Source organism: Oceanobacillus aidingensis (assembly GCF_042654105.1).
Taxonomy (GTDB): Bacteria; Bacillota; Bacilli; order Bacillales; family Amphibacillaceae; genus Oceanobacillus; species Oceanobacillus oncorhynchi.
This window is the reverse complement of record NZ_JBHSFT010000049.1, coordinates 203,711-223,087: the sequence shown is the minus strand read 5'-3', so window position 1 is coordinate 223,087 and position 19,377 is coordinate 203,711. Positions and strand designations below refer to the sequence as shown.

The window sequence follows — 19,377 nt, the reverse complement described above, 5'->3', positions numbered from 1 at the left end:
GCGAAAACCGCTCCCTTCTACATTTATCTCTTATTCCCGAATTTGCCCTTCACCGGAAACAATAAATTTATTCGATGTTAATGCTTTTAAGCCCATTGGCCCTCTCGCATGCAGCTTTTGTGTGCTGATGCCAATTTCTGCACCAAACCCGAATTCAAAGCCATCCGTAAAGCGCGTAGAAGCATTATGGTACACCGTTGTTGCATCTACTTTTTGCTTGAAAGTTTCAGCGTGAGCTGCCGTTTCTGTAATAATTGCTTCTGAATGCTTCGTGCCATACGTATTAATATGATCAATTGCTTCATGCACATCCGCTACGGTTTTCACACTGATTTCTAAACCAAGATACTCCGTTCTCCAGTCTTCCTCTGCCGCCTCTTGAACAAAAGGTATCTTTTCTACAACACGTGCATCGCCATGAACTGTAACGCCCTGTTCCATCAAGGAAGCGATTAAATCATTTCCGTGCTGTTCAAACCAATCTGATTGAATAAGCAGCGATTCAATCGAATTACACACAGATGGTCTCTGCAGCTTCGCATTTAAAGTAATTTCCTTTGCCATCTCCGGATTTGCTGTATCATCAATATAAGCATGGCAGTTTCCGGCACCTGTTTCGATTACTGGAACACGTGACTCTCTGACAACGGTATCAATCAGGTTTTTCCCTCCACGCGGGATAAGCACGTCTAAATATGCATTTAATCGAAATAGTTCACTTGCGGTTTCTCTGCTTGTATCCTCAATTAATTGAATCGCATCAGGAATAACCGCACTGTCTTCCAATGCTTCATGGATTACCTTGACAATTGCCAAATTGGAATGAATCGCAGATGAGCTGCCTCGTAGGATAATGGCATTTCCTGTTTTAACAGCAAGTGTTGCTGCATCAACAGTGACATTTGGTCTTGCTTCGTAAATCATGCCGACAACGCCGATTGGGACACGTGTATTAATAATCTTTAGGCCATTATCCTTTTCAATCGTTTCAAGTACTTCGCCGATTGGATCAGTTAAATCAATAATTTGCAGAATCGCATCCGCAATGTCAGCAATACGCTGTTGATTTAATTCCACACGGTCAAGCAGTGACGCAGACAAACCTTTCTCTTTTCCAGCCTGGATATCCAATCGATTGGCTGCAAGAATCGCTTCCTCATTTTCTCTCAAACCATTGGCAATTTTTAATAATGCTTCATTTTTTTCCTTCGTCGTGCATGTTCCAATTTGATAACTGGCTTTTTTAGCAAGCTTTCCTTTTTCGATTACTTCACTCATGATAATTCCCCTTTCATTGTCTCAAATGATACCCACTTATCACGGTGGATCACCTCAATTGTCGGTACAGCGTGAATATAATCTGATTCACGCAATTTCATAACGGCATCTAATTCTTCGGAGGAACATTTCACCTGTCCTCTCCCTAATAAAGCGGACTTTCCATAAACCTCGACAACATCCCCTTTTACAAAATAGCCCTCCACCGCCGTAATACCTGGGGAAAGCAAACTGCTGCCATGATACATTAAGGCTTTTTCTGCCCCTTCATCTATAACTACCCGGCCATCTAAATCCGAATGCAGGGAAATCCATTGTTTATTCGCCGGTAAATGCGCTTTTCTTTCACTGTCGATATAGGTGCCGTCGCCCTTCCCATCTAAAATAGCTGCCAGCTTCTCTTTTCCGTAACCCCGTCCAATAAATACCGGAATGCCCACGGAAGATGCCATTTTCGCAGCCATCAGCTTCGACTTCATCCCGCCTGTCCCTACTTTGGAGCCAGTCGCGTCTGTTTGTGCAATCAGCTCTGTGCTGAGCTTCATTAAATGGTCATAGCGTGTTGCGTCCGGATGTCTAGTGGGATTTTTATCATATATGCCATTGATATCAGTTAAAAGAATTAAATGATCCGCATGAATTAAACCGCCTACTAATGCAGAAAGCATATCGTTATCTCCAAACGTAAGCTCGTCAATGGCAATCGTATCATTTTCATTGATAATCGGGATGACCCGCCGCTCCAGCAATTCTTCCATTGTCGCATAAGCATTTCGATATCTCCCCTGATCAGAAAAATCACTTCTGGTCAAAAGGATTTGAGCAGCAGTAATATTGTATTCTTTTAGCTTTTCCATATAGGTCTGAATCAGCAGACCCTGACCGACTGCCGCTGCAGCCTGCTTTCCTTTTTGCGTAACAGGTCTTGAAGAATAGCCCAGCTGCTTAAACCCTGCAGCAATTGCTCCCGAGGAAACCAAAATCACTTCCATATTATTCTGATGAAGCAGCGCGAGGGCATGCACATGATCCTCCAGCTGCTGTTGGTCAATTTCCCCATGCGTATTAGTTAACGAGCTGCTTCCTATTTTAACGACAATACGTTTTGCTGCCATTGTCATCCCACCTCTCACTTTCTAAAAACATTTCAACCAGGCAATAAAAAAACTCCTCCATCCCTTATAAACAGAAGGGACGAAAGAGTTTACTTCCGCGGTACCACCACAACTTAAATACGATTCTTTAACTGCGCCCGCCTGGACAACCGTATTTCACTTATTCCGAGATAACGTTCGGAAGACGCTTATGTTTTGCATAAGACTGATAAAGGCAGGTTCAGTAAATCAACAATGAGGAATCTCACAGCATTGGACAAATGCAATTAAAATTTGCTTCTATCCTCTGATTCCATCTCTGTCATTGTGACGGCTTACTTACTAGTCCTTCCATAACGTTCGATGTATTGATATTAATTATTATCAGATTTTTTCTCGTTGTCAATAGAGAAATGCATTTTATTTCAGGGAATGCGATAACATTGATTCTAAAATATCAGAAAAGTATACTGAAGACAAGCTATTCATTCGATATTAAAAGAAAAAGGAGGAGCTATTCCATGTGCTTAATCACCTTTGCCTATCATGCACATCCAAAATATAAATTCATTTTACTCAGTAACCGGGATGAATTTTTTCATAGACCAACGCTCCCGGCAGCTTTTTGGGATGACATGCCGGATATTCTGGCCGGCAGAGATTTGCTCCAGCTGGGAACCTGGCTGGCCGTTTCCAAGCAGGGGAAATTTGCTGCGGTGACCAATTATCGGGACCCTTCTCTTCCAGCATCTAAGACATTTTCCCGCGGAGAACTCCCGGTAGATTTTTTGTTACAGAATTTTGACGGGGAATTGTTTTTAGAGCACCTTTCAAAAAATCGTCATAACTACGCCGGATATAACATTCTTTTCGGTGACAAGGACACTTTGTATCACTATAATAATGTGTATAATCAGGGTTCTAAGATAAAAGCAGGGGTTCATGGATTAAGCAACGATACGCTAAATACCCCCTGGCCAAAAGTCGAACATTCTAAAAAGGAACTGACGGATTATATTCAGTCACACCCGGAAATGAAAACAGAAGATTTATTACACAGCTTACAAAACAGGACACAAGCTGACAGCGAACTTCTGCCCCAGACAGGGATTCGTGCAGATTTAGAAAAAGCATTGTCTTCCATCTTTATCGAAACACCTGATTATGGCACCCGAGCATCCACTATTGTACTCATCGATCACCATAACAAGCTGACCTTTATTGAAAAAACGTATGATCAGGAGGAATTTCTTCAGCAATATGAATTTTTGACAGAATCTGATTAAAACTGTATACACAGGGAATGTTAAAAAAATAGAGTAAAAAAACACATAATAGAGGAGGTTGACCCATGACCTTATTTGAGGATCCGGCGTATGCCAGCCGAATGCTGACGCTGTTGACATTATCATTTCATATTATTTATGCCACAATCGGTGTCGGTGTTCCTTTAATGATTATGATCGCCCAATGGATCGGGATCAAAAATAACGATAATCATTACCTGTTGATGGCCAGACGCTGGGCGAAAGGATTTGTTGTTACCGTTGCTGTCGGAGTAGTAACAGGTACGATTATCGGACTTCAATTATCTCTGCTGTGGCCGAGCTTTATGGAATTAGCAGGAAATATTATCGCGATGCCATTATTTATGGAAGTGTTCGCCTTTTTCTTTGAAGCGATTTTCTTAGGAATTTATTTATATACATGGGATCGTTTTGACAATCCGAAAAAACACTTGCTTTTATTGATTCCGGTAGCTGCCGGCGGCGGTATGTCAGCTTATTTTATCACCGTGGTGAATTCATTTATGAACAGCCCGGCAGGCTTTGACATCATAGGCGGAGATTTGGTTAATGCGAATCCGGTTCTGGCCATGTTTACTGTATCCATGCCGACTAAGGTTGCTCATGTGCTGTCTACAGCCTATATGACGATTGCCTTTATGTTCGCTGCGATTGCGGCATTCCGGCTGCTTCAAAAGAAAAATCAGGAGTATCATAAAAAGTCCCTGCATATGGCTATGAAGATTGGTTTAATCTTTGCAATCGCAACAGCTTTGATCGGTGATTTATCCGGTAAATACTTAGCAGAATATCAGCCCGAAAAGCTGGCTGCGGCAGAATGGCATTTTGAGACAAGCACGGAAGCGCCATTAGTGATGTGGGGCGTGTTAGATGAAAATAATGAAGCCAATTATGCCCTGCATATTCCTTATGCCTTGAGTATTCTTGCACATGGCTTCCCGAGTTCAGAAGTAACCGGTCTGGAGGAATTTCCGGCGGAAGAACAGCCTCCGCTCGTCATCCATTATTTCTTTGATACGATGGTCACCATCGGGATGTTTATGATTGCCTTATCTCTGCTTTACTGGTTTGGAATGCGGAGAAAATGGGCGTTCGTTGAAAAAACATGGTACCGCTGGCTGATCGTCGCAGGCGGACCGCTCTCCTTCTTAGCCATTGAAGCCGGCTGGTGGATGGCGGAAGTCGGGCGCCAGCCATGGATTTTAAGAGGGCTGATGACCATTGAGGAAGCTGCTACAACAAGTGATTATGTCGGCTGGATGTTTGTGTTATTTGCCATCCTTTACCTTATTCTGGGTGTCGGAACGGTTGTTGTATTAACGTATATGTTCCGGAAAAACCCGGTTGAAAAAGATTTAGAACGTATGCAAGGTGGTGACGAATCATGATATTAGAAATTATCGGTATTTCCGTACTCTGGTTATTCTTATTTGGTTATATCATTGTTGGATCCATTGATTACGGAGCTGGCTTTTTCAATGCCTACAGCATCGTTACCGGAAAGCAGCATATTCTTTCGAAAATCATTCAGCGTTACCTGTCCCCTGTCTGGGAGGTTACCAATGTATTCTTTGTCTTCTTCTTTGTCGGAATCGTCGGCTTCTTCCCGCAGTCTGCTTACTATTTCGGAACCATTTTACTGATTCCGGGCAGCTTGGCACTGATTTTACTGGCAATACGGGGTTCTTATTATGCATTTGAATCCTACGGAAAACAGGGGCATAAAGGATATGCCATTATGTACGGGCTGTCCGGGTTGCTTATTCCGGCTTCCCTGTCGATTGTTCTGACCATTTCGGAGGGCGGCTTTGTCTTTATGGAGGATGGAAATCCGGTCTTAGATTACAGCGCCCTGTTTTTCAGCCCGTTAACCTGGTCCATTGTTGTTTTAAGTATTGTGGCTGTGCTATATATCTCAGCAGTGTTCTTAACCTGGTATGCAAATGAAACAGGCGATATGGATGCAACAAACTTAATGAGAAAGTACGCATTAGGCTGGTCCATTCCTTTGATTATTGCCGCTTCAGGAATAATTGTCGAGCTTTACTTCCATAACGAAGCTCATTTTGCAAATCTCTTAAGTCTCTGGTGGATGTTTGCCGTTTCCTTTGTGTTATGGATATTGACCGTCATCCTGATTTGGAAGCGCCGAAATTATGGAATAGCATTTTGGCTCCTTACCGGACAATTTGCCTTTGCTTTCTTCGGTTACGGGATAGCCCATTATCCATACCTTTTATACCCTCATATCAGCATTCATGAAGGGTTTACCAATCCGGCAATGGCCATCTCGCTTATCGTTGTCTTTATCTTAGGTATGGCGCTTTTAGTTCCGTCTCTGTATTTATTGTTAAAGCTATTCCTGTTTGATAAAAACTATATTAAAGGAAAGAAGTGATAACATGTTGAACCAATTTCTGATTTTCATCGCTCCTTTCATCGTCCTGATTGCAGCAATTGCTTTAGCATTTGTCGCTGCAGCTAAGGATAGATAATGCACAAATGCCCTCAGCTAACCGATTTTTTAATCGGATTAGCTGAGGGCATTTTTTTGTTCCCCATATAAGCGAAAAATACAAAATATCCGTTTTAGATACGACTGTTTATTGCCGTTACACCAGTTGACTATTTTCCAGCTCCTTCATCGCTTTAAAGTAGCCGTCTTTCTTCCCCATCAGCTCCATATAAGTGCCTTGTTCAACGACTTCTCCGTGGTTCATGACAATAATCTGATCCATCTTTTCCAAGCCTGTTAAACGATGCCTGATGGTTACCACCGTCTGATATTTTGTTGCCTTTTCTATTTCCTCCATTATTTCCTGCTCTGTAATCGCATCTAAAGATGAGGTTGGCTCATCCAGCAGCCAGACAGAAGCATCCCGTAAAAACAGACGGGCAAGTGCCAGACGCTGTTTTTCTCCGCCAGACAGGTTCGTTCCCTTTTCCAATACTTGGTCCTCTAATGAAAAATGGCTTAATTGAACCTTTTCTAATGCTTCCTGGCAGGCTTCTTCCCCCGCCTCTTTATTCGCAAATCGCAGGTTTTCATAAATACTTCCGTAGAAAAAATGATTATGCTGCAGGGATACATTCAATTGTCTCCAAAGACTGTCTGGAGCAATTTTATCAAGCTCTTCCCCATTTACTAAAAGTTGACCGGATTGGATGGGAGCAAAAGTGAGCATCGCCTGCATCAGCGTCGATTTCCCTGAGCCGCTTGGCCCGACAATGGCGATATTTGTTCCCGGCTTGATTTGAAAAGCAGCGAGACGCACAGCCGGCTTCTTTTCAGTGGGATATTGAATGGAAACATCCTTAAAATCAAATTGAATCGGTACATCCGTTTCAATTTCATGAACAGCCTCTTCGGTTTGCGTCTCCTTTTCCCAAACCTCGGTGAGACGTTTAGAGGAAGCTTTGCTTTCTTCTAAATGCGCAGGAAGCACTGCCATCGATGGCGTATCCTCAAACACCGTAATGGCAATCATAAACAGCATCGCTAACAGTGTTCCGGCAAGGTTTCCCTCTGATACATAAAACCCTGCCTGCACGAGAATAATTACTGCAATGAAAAAAGAAAAGAAGATAACAACGGCTTCCCGGATAGCAAGCTGGCGATTTTCTTTCGCCTTTATTTCTTCGTATTGCTTCATATTATTATCGAGCTGCTGTTTTTTCCTTTCCGCCCGTTGAAAGATTGTCAATTCCCGGAACCCGTACAGATAGTCTGTAAATTCCGAGGACAATGCACCTCTTTTTTCCCGCATCGTTACAGCTGTCTTTTTCTGAAACAGATAAAAGATGGATGGGAAAACAACCAGTACGATAATCACACCGCCAATCATTGTCATAGCCACCCCTATGGATAAATACATCGTAAAGAAAATCGTAGCTGTAAAAACAGCTGCCAATACCACCGGCGGATAAAACACACGTAAAAAGAAATGCTGTAAGCTCTCTACATCACCGACGATCCGTGCCAGAATATCCCCGCTTCTGTATTTTTGCAAAAGTCTGCTTGCCAGCGGCTCTATCTGATCATAAACCTTCAGGCGGATATTTTTCAGAATCGTAAAGGTACCGCGATGAGAAAAATAGCGTTCCCCGTATCTGCTGACAGCTGAGGTAATCCCCAGCAGCTTCACACTCGCTACCAGAATCATCAAGGTATAGATCGGCGGTGCAAAAGCGGCTTGTGAAATCAAATAACCGCTTGCTGCAAATAAGGAGACAGCGGTAATCCCCGCTAAAAATCCAAAGAAGATAGAAATCAGAATATCCCTTTTTTCTTTCAACATCATTTTTAAGACCAGACTGATATCCTTCATGCTTCCCGCCCTCCTTGCTGTGTATGGATCATTTTTCGATACATTTCATTGTTTTTGTAAAGTTGTTCATGTGTCCCCTCTCCTGCTATTTCTCCCTGATCCAGCAGAAAGATTTTATCGGCGTTACGGATTGTATGCAGGCGGTGCGCAACGGTAATCATCGTTGTTTGGTTTCTTAAGGTATCTAACGATTTTTGCAAAATATGCTCCGTCTGGATATCGAGACCGGTTGTCGGCTCATCAAAGAATAGAATTTGCGGTTTTTTCAGAAGGGTGCGGGCAATCGCAATCCGCTGCTTCTCTCCTCCCGATAAGCCTCTGCCTCCCTCTCCGATGATTGTATCTAATCCGTCTGGTAAAGCAGTAATCCACTTCCAGATTCCTGCATGCTCCGCAACCTCCTGTATGACTTTATCATGCTGTTCTTCCTGAGAGCCGAGTAATATATTATCCCGTACGGTTCCAGAAAACACATAGGGCTGCTGCGATAAATAACCAATCCGGCCGAACCAATCTGCTTTTTCTACCTTTTCTTGCGCAATACCGTCAATTAGAAAGTTTCCTTCTTTCGCCGGCAGAAAACCAGCTAATACATGCAGCAAGGTTGACTTACCTGCACCGGTTTTACCAATAATGGCAACCTGCTCATACGGTAAAATCCGCATCGAAGCCGGCGCTAATTGAAAGTTTCCCTCTTCATAATGAAAGGAAGCCTGTTCCAGCCTTAATTCGGGTGCTTTATCGGTTTTTAATGAAGCAGTTCCCCAAGAAACTGGAGTCGTCTCTTCATCAAGCACATCCTCCACCCGTGAGGCTGCGCCCATACTTGCGCGTCCGGAATGAAAAGCGGAGCCCAACTGTTTCAATTGACTGAACAGCTCCGGCGCAAGAAGTAAAACAAAAAAGCCCGTAAAAAAGCTGAGATTTTGAAAAATAATCATCCGGATTGCAATCTCTAAAGCAATCAGACCGATACTCAGCATAGCGATAAATTCCAGCGCTAAGGAGTTTGTAAAGGCAACCTTCAGCACACCCATCGTTGCATCCCGGAAGCTTGTACTATCCTGATCAATTTTATTTCTCTGCTCTTGAGACCGGCCAAATAATTTCACCGTCGGCAGACCCTGTAATGTATCCAGGAACGTTCCTGAAAAAGCTGCTAATTCAGACAGCTGTTCCTTTGATTTATCCTTTGTTTTTATACCAATAATCATCATAAAGACAGGAATAAAGGGAGCGGAAACAAGAATAATCAGTCCGCTTGTCCAATTTTGAATAAAAATAACTAACCAGACAATCAGAACAATGCCGACAGATTGAATAACCTGAGGGAGATACTGACTGAAATAGCCGTCTATTTCATCGATCGTATCCATAAATAAGCTTGTCTTCCGGCCAGACTGTCCTTTATCTGCATCGATCATAGGCTGGCTGGTAAAATGACGGAGCAATTTTTCCCGTATCGAAACCTTCGCAGTCTGAGCCATTTTTATGCCGGAGCCTTTTATCATATATTGAAAAACCGTTCGTACCAAAAGCATGCCAATCAATATAAAAACAGCAGGAAGAATAGATGAAAATGCCGCATTATCCAAAAACAGCTGCTGGATAATCGTTACCACGAGATAGCTCTGCCCTACGATGGCCAGTGCCATAAAAAGGGACGCCACCCCCATCCAAATCATCCTGCTCCGAAAATCTTTTGTAAATTCCTTTAACAACGAATCACCACCCTTAAACACAACATAATCAATTACAATATATCCTCTACTCCATTATACAACAGCATGCTTTTCGCCGCTCACCACACAGTGCGCTGCACCATTTAGAAATGAATATTTTATGAACATCCGCTATTTGTAGAGTTTTTTTAGGAAACACATATATTAACCTATATATAACTATTCCATGAATATAAGGCAATAATAAAAAGATTTACAGGAGTGTCCTATCATGTCTAATTTTTTCCTTAACACCCCAACAAATTTTAATGTGAACGAGAAAAGCCTTGGTGATAAATTACTTTATTATGGCGGAGTGGTTACTACATTAGGAAGTATTATGTCCCTCGTCGGATCAACGATTCTATACAATGAAGATGTAGAAGAGGAAGAAGCAGCTTTTGAAGAAAATTCACCTGTTACGAGCCGCCAGCTGATAGAAATGCAGCAACAGCTTGACCTTTTACAGAAAAAAATAGATCGATTAGAGAATCAAGGGCAGTAGATAATTCATTTCCTGTCCCTGATTCACCTTTTTAAAAGTTTATTCTTCTTAACTTAACAGATTCCGTTCTCCATTTGTTTTTTTCTCCCCCGTCCAGCAAAACGAAAGAAGCGGACAGTTTTCACATAACGGCGTCTTCTTACAATATTGTTTTCCATGCTCCACAATTAATGCGTGAAATTCCTGATGCATTTTTAAGTCATGCGGAAAGAAATTTTCCACTTCAATTTTAAGCGCATGATAGGTTTTGGGAAGCTGATAGCCGATTCGATGAAACAACCGCATCGCATAGTTATCCGCAATAAAACCGGCTTTATCAAAAGCATACAGCATCATCGCATCCGCAGTTTCCTCTCCGATTCCATGGATTGCCAGCAGTTCTTTACGGAGAACAGCTTGATCAACGCTTTGAATCCTCTCTACCTGAAAGTCATATTTTTGAAACCAATGCAGCCAGGCCTTAATTTTCTTCGCTTTCATTCGATAGAAGCCGCTTGGGCGTATTTTTTCGGCAAGCACTGCTTCTTCCATTTGTATTAAACGCTCAGCAGCTGCATCTTTCCCCAGGTTCGCCAGAGCCAACTCGACATTTTTCCAATTTGTCCGCTGAACCAAAATAGCGCTGATCAGCATTTGAAAATCAGAAGCTGCTGGCCACCACCCTTGAGGGCCATAGTAATGAAATAATTTTTGATATAATTCCGTATAGCTTATCTTTTCTGTCATCTGAATCTCCTCTTTTTCCATTAAACGAAAGTTCACTTAGCAGGAGTTTTACGAACGATTCTCCATGATAAAGCTGATTTCTTTTCTAATCACTCTAAACAAGATACACTAGCAATACATTTACGAAAGAAATGGAGAGCAACAATGAAATCTGTTCATGCTGATATTATACAATTCCGTGGAGGCCATTATCAATTCGGACTTTTTCAGGCGGAAAAACTAAAGAATTCACCCATAATCAACCATCGGAAAGCACTGCTCAGCAAACGCTGGAGAAACTTCCTTGTTGATGAAGAAGAAGTAAAAGCAGTATTCAAAGTATTTTCTCCGGCTATTTGGGAAGAAATAGAAGGATTAAGTGATGGATTAGGCGTCCTCTGGAATGATGCCATTCGCGAATTTGGCGGTTACTATTATGAATACGGCCGCAGCGGCTGTTCCATTAATACCAAGCAGGATTACCTGGTACGAAATTATGATAATGCCCCCCATTCCTATGAAGGCCGTTATGTTTTATTCGCTCCCTCTGATTCCGGATATGCCAGTGCCGGTCCTTCCATGCAAATCACCGGGCGTACGGACGGAATCAATGAAAAAGGGCTGACGATGGGCTATAATTTCGTCAACCGTAAAAAATCCGGCGATGGCTTTGTCTGCAATATGATTGGCAGACTGCTTTTAGAAAACTGTGCCACTGTGGAAGAAGCCGTTCAATTACTTCGTGAGATCCCGCACCGGAATACCTTCAACTATGTATTATTAGATACAACTGGAAAATCACTCGTTGTGGAGGTTTCCCCCCGCTCTTTCTTTGTCCGGGAAGATAGCAGCTGTACAAACCATTTCAATGCATTAACAGAAGAGAACCGGTACCGTTCAGATGAATCAATGGAACGGCTGGAGAGAATCCTAACAAAGCAGAGGGATATTCATACACCTTATGAAGCGTTTCGTATGTTAAATGATATCGAACAAGGAATCTTTTCTGAAAAATACGGTGCATGGGCAGGGACACTGCATACAGCACTGTACTTGCCAAAAGAACAAGCTGCTTGGTTTGCGTTGGGAGGCAATCGTCAGCCATTTATTTTCTCTTTTCAAAAATGGCTGCAGGGAGAAAAATTACATGCAACGAAGATAAAGGGACAGATTAATGCAACCGATTCGTTTATTAACGTATAGCGGCATCTTGCCTGTCGCATTTCGATGGCTTTACAATTGAGTTAGAAAGGATTATCCTAGCAACAAAGGAAAAGTAATTTTTAGAGAGTCAGCATCATTTAATTTATGAGTATAACTGACTTTAAGGAGGAAAACCAATGACTATGAAAAAAGCATTAACCCTTGCTGGTTCTGACTCTAGCGGCGGAGCCGGGATTGCTGCAGATTTAAAAACCTTTCAGGAGCATAATGTATATGGCATGACCGCTCTGACTTCCATTGTGACAATGAATCCAGAAGGCTGGGGACATGACGTTACACCGATTGATGCAGAAGTCGTTGAAAAACAATTGAACACGATCCTTTCTGTCGGCGTAGATGCAATGAAATCCGGAATGCTGGGATCTGTAGATATTATTAATTTAGGCGCAAAAAAAATTGATGAATACAATATTGAGAAGTATGTTCTTGACCCTGTCATGGTATGTAAAGGGGAAGATGAAGTGCTTCAGCCGGAAAACACAGACGCGATGCGTGAAGAATTATTGCCTCGTTCTCTGGTTGTAACGCCTAATTTGTTTGAAGCAGCGCAATTAGCTCAAATGGCTCCAATTAAGACCATAGAGCAAATGAAGGAAGCTGCTAAAAAAATTCACGCCTTAGGTGCAAAAAATGTTGTCGTTAAAGGCGGAAAACAGCTTGACCACGATAAAGCTGTTGACCTGTTCTATGACGGAACAGACTTTGACTTATTAGAAAGCGAAAAAATAGAAACAAGCTATAACCATGGAGCAGGATGTACTTTCGCTGCGGCAATCACTGCAAACTTAGCTCACGGTGAAAACGTGCACGATGCCGTAAAAGCAGCAAAAACCTTCGTTGCAGCTGCTATTGCTAACGGCTGGAAGCTAAACGAGTATGTTGGTCCTGTGATGCACGGAGCTTACAACAAAACAGACAGCAAAAAAGTAGAAGTATTCAGCGTATAATGAAAAAGACCTTAGAACATCCGGTGTTCTAAGGTCTTTTTCATTATATTAAATAGTTAATCCCGATCATGGATAAAGAATGTCAATACCAGCGCAATGATAGAGATTATTCCAGTGACAAGGAAAGAAACATTGACACCATGAACCATCCCTTGGATTCCCTGTTCAGGGATAGATGCTGTAGACATAATGGTAATTGGCAATGCTGTACCGATTGCTCCGGAAACCTGTCTTAAAGTATTGTTCACTGCTGTGCCATGCGAAATATACTTTTCGGGCAATACATTGAGACCTGCTGTTGTAACAGGCATCATCGCCATAGCCACCCCCAGCATTCTCAAGGCATGAATCGTTGCGATAAATATAAAGCTTGTTTCTGTCGTTAACGTGCTTAACATAAAGGTCGTACCGACAATCAGCACTAAACCAATCATTGCCAAATACCTGGCACCGTATCGGTCAAAAAGCCTTCCGGTAATCGGGTTCATTAACCCTTGTATAACAGCACCTGCCAGCAGAGCCAGTCCTGAATGAAAGGCGCTGAATCCTAACATTTGCTGCATATAAAGCGGCAAAATGACAGCAGCTCCGATCATTGTCATAAACGTAACCATACCTAATACCGTAGTAATTGTAAATATCCGATATTTAAATACCCGAAATTCTAAAATAGGTGTTTTCAAATGCATTTGTCTGGTAATAAACCATGCCAGCATAACTCCGCCGATGACTAAGGAACCGATAACCTGATAGCTTAACCAGCCTGCATTTCCAGCGGTGCTGAATCCGTATAGAATACCGCCGAAACCAAGTGTAGATAATAAAATGGATAACTTATCTAATTCAGGAAAGGTTCGTTTCGTCACATTTTTAAGTAAAAAGTAAGCGATAATTATGTTTAAAATAGCAATTGGCAGAACCATGAAGAATAATGTTCTCCAAGGAAAATGCTCTACAATATACCCAGATAGCGTCGGTCCGATGGCGGGTGCGAAGGAAATAACTAAACCGAACATTCCCATTGCACTGCCCCGTTTTTCCTTTGGATAAATTAAAATCAAAATGGTCTGCATCAGCGGCATCATAATTCCGGCACCCGCTGCCTGCAGAACACGCCCCAATAGTAGTGAGAAAAACTCTGGTGCAACGCCACAAACCAGTGTACCTATTGTAAACAAGGACATCGCGGTTAGAAATAAACTTCGCGTCGTAAACGTCCCAATTAAAAAGGCTGTAATCGGGATCATAATCCCATTCACGAGCATAAAAGCAGATTGCAGCCATTGTACTGTATTTGCATCAATATCTAAATCCGCCATCATATGAGGCAATGCCGTTCCTAGTAACGTCTGATTCAGAATAGCTACAAAGGCTCCGGATAATAAAACAATCAGAATGGGCGCCCGGCTAATATTTTTTGTATCTATTGATGATTCATGACTCTCATCCATTTACGACCCTTCTTTCATTAAAAATATATTTTTATTTAGCTATCGGTGAGTCATTATTTTTCATATAGTTATTTCTTTCCCAATTTTGCTTCACTATAAAACGAAACTTTATTCAGCCGGAGCTTTCGGTTCTCCAATTGAATGGTTTCAGTGTGAAAAAAGACAAAACCGGTGACTGTAAAATCACCGGCATAAACTGAAGCTTTATTCAGCGGGAGTTACCCCTGCTGAAATTTAAAAAGAACAAAGGCCGACCCGCAGTTTCACGGGACCGCAATAAAATTAATTCTTTAACGTATCGCACCACTCGATAAAGTTATGAACAACGGAATCAAGAAAATCAATGGTTTGTTCATCCGTCAGATTTCCTTGCTCGTTCATTTTGTTCTGAACGGAACCAATTAATACTTCATTTCCTGGCAGAGTCAATACCCCGACTCCGCGAGAATTTAAAATTTGACGAAGCTGTAGTTGAGCTTTTACTGTACCAAGGGCTCCCATTGAAGCTCCTACTACCATTCCAGGTTTATTTACCATAACTAAATCAACACGGGAGAACCAGTCAATTGCATTTTTTAACATACCCGAAATAGACCCATTGTATTCAGGTGTAGCAAATAAAATAGCGTCACTATCTTTGATACGCTGACGAATTTCTTTTACAATTTCTGGCGGATTTAATTCCTCATCCTGATTATAGAAAGGTAATTTTTCTATCGGCAAAATATCAATTTCTATTTTTTCCTGATAACGGTCCTTCATATATTCAACAAGTTGTTTGTTGTAAGATTCTGCGCGGTTGCTTCCAATCATTGCTGCAATTTTCATTCGTATACCTCCAATATTTCTTCGTTTAAAATGTTATGTTTATCACAAATGCTTGTCGTTTTTTAAACACAATTAATATTATTACCATAATCATTTATCTACCTCAAGATATCTGCTCAAGAAAAACGCCTTTCTAAAACACAAAAAATACTCTTATTAAGAAGCCTTTCACGGGTTATCTTCTTCCCATTGAAAAAGCTTTCTTAATAAGAGTTATTTTACGACATCATGATAACCAGGAGAAGCGCAGGCTCTCCAGCTAATAATATTTCAATTTTTAGAAGAACCAATTACGGTTTCTGCCGCAACCGCAGGAACGTTTTCTTTCGCAGCGGTTCTCAGAACGTTTGCCGCAATGGTCGGAATGATGGTGATTTCCACCCCCGCCATTATTTGAACCACCTACTCTGCGGCAGTTACTTGAATCGTTTACGTCGCTGCCACAATCATAATTTTCAACAACCGTTTCGTTCACATTGGATTCTCTGACTGGATAATAATTTTCATTGCGGACAATTGTGCGATGCACATTTTTAATTTCTGTCGGATGAATGTTTTTTACAGTTTTCACGCTATTAGTAGTACGAACCTCATGCCTTGTTGGATGAACACGTACATCCTCATCCCGGTTCGAATTGCGACAACGGCTACATTGACATTTATCTCGGCTCATTCGGACTCCCTCCTTTCCAATGCATAATACATCTTATGAAAGAAGGCGGTTTTGTCCTACGCAAATAACTATTAATCCGATAAATGTACGTTTTGTCTATATTGCTGGATTGTTACGTTTCATCGTTATAAACTCTATTCCTTTATATCGAAATTGATGTTCTTTAATAAAGTGATTTTTCTCATATAATTGGATTGCTCGTTTATTGAAAGACGCAACGGTAAGCCGAATCGCCTTGCCTCTATGCTCCTGCTCAATAAAATGAAGAATTCTTTTTAAAAATGAATCTCCGTTTCCTTTTCCAGTCAACTGTGGATTCATTCCCAAACCTAAATCAACACAATCTTCTATATAAGCTGCATTTCTATCTCCGGCAGGAACCTTGGCTGAACGGCCAGTGCAAAAGAAACCAATTAACCTGTGAGATGAATCTACCATTGCGTAATAGCCGCCGCCAAGCAATTCTACAATCGCACTAGTCGTTAACACATTATTATAAAAGTCATACGGTTTTTCGTACTTCCAGCAAAGTGCCTCCACTGCATACTTTTGTGTCATCCGAACAATATGTATATCCACTAAGCATCCCCACTTTTCCTGTAACCTTCCTATATTATTTCACATTTTTCATTCGAGGTGAATAAATATCTCATATCATCTGATTATCAAATAAAATAAGATGCACTCCTAATCTGTTATAGAAATAATATGGCTAGGAAAATGAAAGGCCGCAGCTCTCCCCTCTCTGTATAAAATGAAAAAGCTCATCATTAGTTAATGGATATCCCTGCAGGATTTAGTCCGTTACAGCCATTCAATCCGAAATCTCTGATTCCCCTTAATCCATGGAAGCAGCGGTAAATCATTTTCAATTACCTGCCCCAGCACATTTACCCTTTCATCCGCCGGTAAATCGGCTAAGGTGATTTGAATTTCACCCTGGTAACGCAAATATTTTTCATTATCTATCGTTACAGAACCTACAGGACGCTCCGCATTATTTTGAGCCTGAACACCTGATTCTCCAAATTGCGCATAGCTTCTCGATTCAACGGCACGGATACAATCTCTTGCATAATCCGCCCGGTTGGTCATTGCAGCCGCTGCTTTACGGATTATTTCAGAGTCTGCTCGTTTATCAGAAACAGCCCGGATTAGTATTTCATCCTTCTCGATATAGGCCTGAAATTGTTCCAGAGAATCCTCTCCTATTTCAACATCACCAACAACGATTTTATCAGCTTCACCAAATTTTTCTAATTCCAGATATGCAGCAAATGGGGAATACCCGCGGTGCTGTTCCAAGGTTGGCAATTTTTCGTATAGCGGGCCCCGTGATTGCTTATCTCCCGGTATAAAAGCCATTACGGTTAAACCAGCTTCTTTTAATGCCCTATTTTTTTGAATAAAATCTACGGACCCTAACCCGGTTTCCGGACGCGGATAATAATTATGCCATGCTTCTACTGCTTCCATATGGAGACCTTTCGCCCTCAAATGATTTAACGCGTCCACGTCAATGGTACTGGCATTTAATGCAATCCGCATTTCATGTGATAAATCAATGATTGTCTGGTCATCAATACCGTAGTCAATCCTTAGACCGGAGAGTCCCCAGTTTAGTAATTGATCTGCATTCTCCCAGTTAAAGCCTAATGCCTGCAACGAATTTGGTGAAATATCCGCCATGAGTTCCATATCTAATTCACTCGCTGCTTTACCAAGCGCCTGAAGCTGCTCTTTGTATATTGTCTGATCATCCTCCGGAATATGCAAAGAGGTGAAAATGGAATGAAATCCACTTTCCTTCATTTTTCGAATATAGGGAATCTGTTGTTCTATTGGTGTATTCCCTAAATAAACAGAAATTCCTAACATAACTATCCCTCCATCTATTATATTAAGAAGAAACAGGAGGCCGCAGCCTCCTGTTTCTTCTTAAATTCCATCTGCCATACTATCCTTAAAGCCGAACGCATACGTAAATAAGAAACCAAATACATACGAAATAACAAGTCCTAGAAAATAGCTTATATACTGCCCATTTGTTATTAATGGTATCAATGATAAGCCTGAAACGCCAATTCCTGCAGCTGCTGTATTCATCACTGCCTGGAACGCTCCGCCGATGGATGCTCCTAAACAAGCGGTTAAGAACGGTCTTCCAAGCGGCAGTGTCACCCCGTACATTAACGGCTCACCAATCCCTAAAAAGCCAACCGGAGCAGCTCCTTTGATAATATTTTTTAAATGCTTATTTTTGGTTTTTACATAAATCGCAATCGCTGCGCCAACCTGCCCGGCGCCGCCCATCGCTAAAATGGTCAACAGTGCCGTTTCATTAAATGCATTAATCAACTCTAAGTGAATCGGTGTCAAACCGTGATGCAGGCCAACCGTAACCAATGGCAGGAAGAACCCTGCCAGAACGGCCCCTGCTAGAACGCCGCCCGTCTCAATCAAGGCAATCAACCCTTTAGTGATTCCATCGGATAATAAACCTGCTGCCGGCATAATGGCAAATAAGGATACAAATCCAACAACCAGCACGGTAATTAAAGGAGTAAAAATAATATCAACTGCATTCCACATCACTTTACGCACATTTTTCTCAACAACCGTCATCAGCCAGGCAGCAAAGATAACACCAAACAAACCGCCTCTGCCGGGAGTTAATTCCTCTCCAAAAATCGCAATATTTTCAAGCTGCGGGCTAAATAAAATCATTCCTGCTATAGCACCTAATACCGGAGTTCCGCCAAATTCCTTTGAAGTATTCCAGCCTACTAAGATTCCTAAGGAAGCAAAGATAACGCCGCCAAACAAGAGCAATATCTGCATCCAGTTTTGCTCTGGATCCACCCCTGCGTTGACTGCAAAGTTCGCTCCGCCATTAATAACTCCTGATGCTACAAGGCCCGGAATTAAAGGTATAAAAATATTTCCAAGCTTACGTAAAAAGTTTTTAAAGGGGGTCCGGTTCTTTGCTTTCATATTTTGTTTATCCAGTGCTGCTTTTTCTTCAAACGTTAAATCATCCGCATTTGCGTCTTCCCCGATGCCAAATCCAGTCAGCTGGCTCATTTCTGCAGCAACCTTATTGACAGTACCAGGCCCGATTACGATTTGCAGTGTCTCATCTTCAACCACGCCCATTACGCCATCAAACTGTTTTAACCCTGCCAAATCAGCTTTCGAATCATCCTTTAAAGATAAGCGCAGCCGTGTCATACAGTGAGCAATCCGCTGGAGATTACCTTTACCGCCTGCCTGTTCTAAAATTTCCGCGGCCATTCTCTGTTCTTTCTTCATGGTA

The 19,377-nt window shown here is 41.8% G+C and carries 17 protein-coding genes and 1 pseudogene; 7 read left to right on the top strand and 11 right to left on the bottom strand.

Annotated features, from left to right (window positions below):
- Positions 1–30: 30 nt before the first annotated feature.
- Positions 31–1,278: a glutamate-5-semialdehyde dehydrogenase gene (locus tag ACFO3P_RS20530; RefSeq protein ID WP_256706203.1), complete on the bottom strand. Its 1,248-nt coding sequence runs from the start codon at positions 1,276–1,278 to the stop codon at positions 31–33.
- Positions 1,275–2,393, bottom strand: coding sequence for a glutamate 5-kinase (gene proB / locus ACFO3P_RS20525; RefSeq protein WP_042533711.1), 1,119 nt, complete (start codon positions 2,391–2,393; stop codon positions 1,275–1,277). The genes ACFO3P_RS20530 and proB overlap by 4 nt, the downstream gene beginning before the upstream one ends.
- A gap of 500 nt (positions 2,394–2,893) precedes the next feature.
- On the opposite strand from proB, the gene ACFO3P_RS20520 reads away from it, so the two are divergent.
- From ACFO3P_RS20520 to cydS, 4 genes are all read left to right on the top strand, one after another.
- Positions 2,894–3,658: an NRDE family protein gene (locus ACFO3P_RS20520; RefSeq protein ID WP_289584604.1), complete on the top strand. Its 765-nt coding sequence runs from the start codon at positions 2,894–2,896 to the stop codon at positions 3,656–3,658.
- Between the two features lie 65 nt (positions 3,659–3,723).
- Complete coding sequence (locus tag ACFO3P_RS20515; protein ID WP_379542606.1) at positions 3,724–5,067, top strand: cytochrome ubiquinol oxidase subunit I; 1,344 nt, start codon at positions 3,724–3,726, stop codon at positions 5,065–5,067.
- The gene (locus ACFO3P_RS20510) at positions 5,064–6,077 is read left to right on the top strand and encodes a cytochrome d ubiquinol oxidase subunit II (RefSeq protein ID WP_193062024.1); all 1,014 of its coding nucleotides are present in this window, start codon (positions 5,064–5,066) and stop codon (positions 6,075–6,077) included. The genes ACFO3P_RS20515 and ACFO3P_RS20510 overlap by 4 nt, the downstream gene beginning before the upstream one ends.
- A 4-nt stretch (positions 6,078–6,081) precedes the next feature.
- Positions 6,082–6,174 carry a cytochrome bd oxidase small subunit CydS family protein gene (cydS, locus tag ACFO3P_RS20505; protein WP_374705745.1) on the top strand — a complete coding sequence of 31 codons (93 nt, stop codon included), beginning with the start codon at positions 6,082–6,084 and terminating at the stop codon, positions 6,172–6,174.
- 117 nt (positions 6,175–6,291) lie between these two features.
- On the opposite strand, the gene cydC is transcribed toward cydS, so the two are convergent.
- Both cydC and cydD read right to left on the bottom strand, forming a co-directional pair.
- Positions 6,292–8,007, bottom strand: coding sequence for a thiol reductant ABC exporter subunit CydC (gene cydC, locus ACFO3P_RS20500; RefSeq protein ID WP_289584605.1), 1,716 nt, complete (start codon positions 8,005–8,007; stop codon positions 6,292–6,294).
- Positions 8,004–9,728: a thiol reductant ABC exporter subunit CydD gene (cydD, locus tag ACFO3P_RS20495; RefSeq protein ID WP_052485054.1), complete on the bottom strand. Its 1,725-nt coding sequence runs from the start codon at positions 9,726–9,728 to the stop codon at positions 8,004–8,006. The genes cydC and cydD overlap by 4 nt, the downstream gene beginning before the upstream one ends.
- Positions 9,729–9,960: 232 nt before the next feature.
- Between cydD and ACFO3P_RS20490 the strand changes: the two genes are divergently transcribed.
- Positions 9,961–10,233 carry a hypothetical protein gene (locus ACFO3P_RS20490; RefSeq protein ID WP_289584606.1) on the top strand — a complete coding sequence of 91 codons (273 nt, stop codon included), beginning with the start codon at positions 9,961–9,963 and terminating at the stop codon, positions 10,231–10,233.
- Between the two features lie 48 nt (positions 10,234–10,281).
- Here ACFO3P_RS20490 and ACFO3P_RS20485 read toward each other — a convergent pair whose 3' ends face one another.
- Positions 10,282–10,959 (bottom strand): endonuclease III domain-containing protein, encoded by a 678-nt coding sequence (locus tag ACFO3P_RS20485; RefSeq protein ID WP_212929119.1) that lies wholly within the window; start codon positions 10,957–10,959, stop codon positions 10,282–10,284.
- Between the two features lie 144 nt (positions 10,960–11,103).
- Here ACFO3P_RS20485 and ACFO3P_RS20480 point away from each other — a divergent pair, with 144 nt between their 5' ends.
- Together ACFO3P_RS20480 and pdxK are read left to right on the top strand one after the other, a co-directional pair.
- Positions 11,104–12,141 carry a C45 family autoproteolytic acyltransferase/hydolase gene (locus tag ACFO3P_RS20480; RefSeq protein WP_289584607.1) on the top strand — a complete coding sequence of 346 codons (1,038 nt, stop codon included), beginning with the start codon at positions 11,104–11,106 and terminating at the stop codon, positions 12,139–12,141.
- Between the two features lie 137 nt (positions 12,142–12,278).
- Complete coding sequence (gene pdxK, locus ACFO3P_RS20475) at positions 12,279–13,109, top strand: pyridoxine/pyridoxal/pyridoxamine kinase (RefSeq protein ID WP_193062019.1); 831 nt, start codon at positions 12,279–12,281, stop codon at positions 13,107–13,109.
- A 56-nt stretch (positions 13,110–13,165) separates the two neighbouring features.
- Here pdxK and ACFO3P_RS20470 read toward each other — a convergent pair whose 3' ends face one another.
- The 6 genes and pseudogenes from ACFO3P_RS20470 to ACFO3P_RS20445 form a co-directional block, all read right to left on the bottom strand.
- Entirely contained in the window at positions 13,166–14,560 is a 1,395-nt protein-coding gene (locus ACFO3P_RS20470) for a DHA2 family efflux MFS transporter permease subunit (protein ID WP_042533693.1), read from the bottom strand.
- A gap of 282 nt (positions 14,561–14,842) precedes the next feature.
- The gene (locus ACFO3P_RS20465; protein WP_042533691.1) at positions 14,843–15,388 is read right to left on the bottom strand and encodes an NADPH-dependent FMN reductase; all 546 of its coding nucleotides are present in this window, start codon (positions 15,386–15,388) and stop codon (positions 14,843–14,845) included.
- A gap of 445 nt (positions 15,389–15,833) precedes the next feature.
- Positions 15,834–16,061 (bottom strand): annotated as a pseudogene (locus ACFO3P_RS20460) (CotD family spore coat protein); the annotation flags it as partial.
- A gap of 96 nt (positions 16,062–16,157) precedes the next feature.
- A complete protein-coding gene (locus ACFO3P_RS20455; RefSeq protein ID WP_042533689.1) occupies positions 16,158–16,640 on the bottom strand; it encodes a GNAT family N-acetyltransferase in 483 nt (160 codons plus the stop codon).
- A gap of 225 nt (positions 16,641–16,865) precedes the next feature.
- Positions 16,866–17,939, bottom strand: coding sequence for a DUF871 domain-containing protein (locus tag ACFO3P_RS20450; RefSeq protein WP_289584608.1), 1,074 nt, complete (start codon positions 17,937–17,939; stop codon positions 16,866–16,868).
- Between the two features lie 60 nt (positions 17,940–17,999).
- Positions 18,000–19,373, bottom strand: coding sequence for a PTS transporter subunit EIIC (locus tag ACFO3P_RS20445; protein ID WP_379542605.1), 1,374 nt, complete (start codon positions 19,371–19,373; stop codon positions 18,000–18,002).
- Positions 19,374–19,377 lie beyond the last annotated feature (4 nt).

Coding starts and splice junctions, on each gene's coding strand:
- ACFO3P_RS20530 (WP_256706203.1), bottom strand. CDS start 1,278: ATGAGTGAAGTAATCGAAAAAGGAAAGCTTGCTAAAAAAGCCAGTTAT.
- proB (WP_042533711.1), bottom strand. CDS start 2,393: ATGGCAGCAAAACGTATTGTCGTTAAAATAGGAAGCAGCTCGTTAACT.
- ACFO3P_RS20520 (WP_289584604.1), top strand. CDS start 2,894: ATGTGCTTAATCACCTTTGCCTATCATGCACATCCAAAATATAAATTC.
- ACFO3P_RS20515 (WP_379542606.1), top strand. CDS start 3,724: ATGACCTTATTTGAGGATCCGGCGTATGCCAGCCGAATGCTGACGCTG.
- ACFO3P_RS20510 (WP_193062024.1), top strand. CDS start 5,064: ATGATATTAGAAATTATCGGTATTTCCGTACTCTGGTTATTCTTATTT.
- cydS (WP_374705745.1), top strand. CDS start 6,082: ATGTTGAACCAATTTCTGATTTTCATCGCTCCTTTCATCGTCCTGATT.
- cydC (WP_289584605.1), bottom strand. CDS start 8,007: ATGAAGGATATCAGTCTGGTCTTAAAAATGATGTTGAAAGAAAAAAGG.
- ACFO3P_RS20490 (WP_289584606.1), top strand. CDS start 9,961: ATGTCTAATTTTTTCCTTAACACCCCAACAAATTTTAATGTGAACGAG.
- ACFO3P_RS20485 (WP_212929119.1), bottom strand. CDS start 10,959: ATGACAGAAAAGATAAGCTATACGGAATTATATCAAAAATTATTTCAT.
- ACFO3P_RS20480 (WP_289584607.1), top strand. CDS start 11,104: ATGAAATCTGTTCATGCTGATATTATACAATTCCGTGGAGGCCATTAT.
- pdxK (WP_193062019.1), top strand. CDS start 12,279: ATGACTATGAAAAAAGCATTAACCCTTGCTGGTTCTGACTCTAGCGGC.
- ACFO3P_RS20470 (WP_042533693.1), bottom strand. CDS start 14,560: ATGGATGAGAGTCATGAATCATCAATAGATACAAAAAATATTAGCCGG.
- ACFO3P_RS20465 (WP_042533691.1), bottom strand. CDS start 15,388: ATGAAAATTGCAGCAATGATTGGAAGCAACCGCGCAGAATCTTACAAC.
- ACFO3P_RS20450 (WP_289584608.1), bottom strand. CDS start 17,939: ATGTTAGGAATTTCTGTTTATTTAGGGAATACACCAATAGAACAACAG.
- ACFO3P_RS20445 (WP_379542605.1), bottom strand. CDS start 19,373: ATGAAGAAAGAACAGAGAATGGCCGCGGAAATTTTAGAACAGGCAGGC.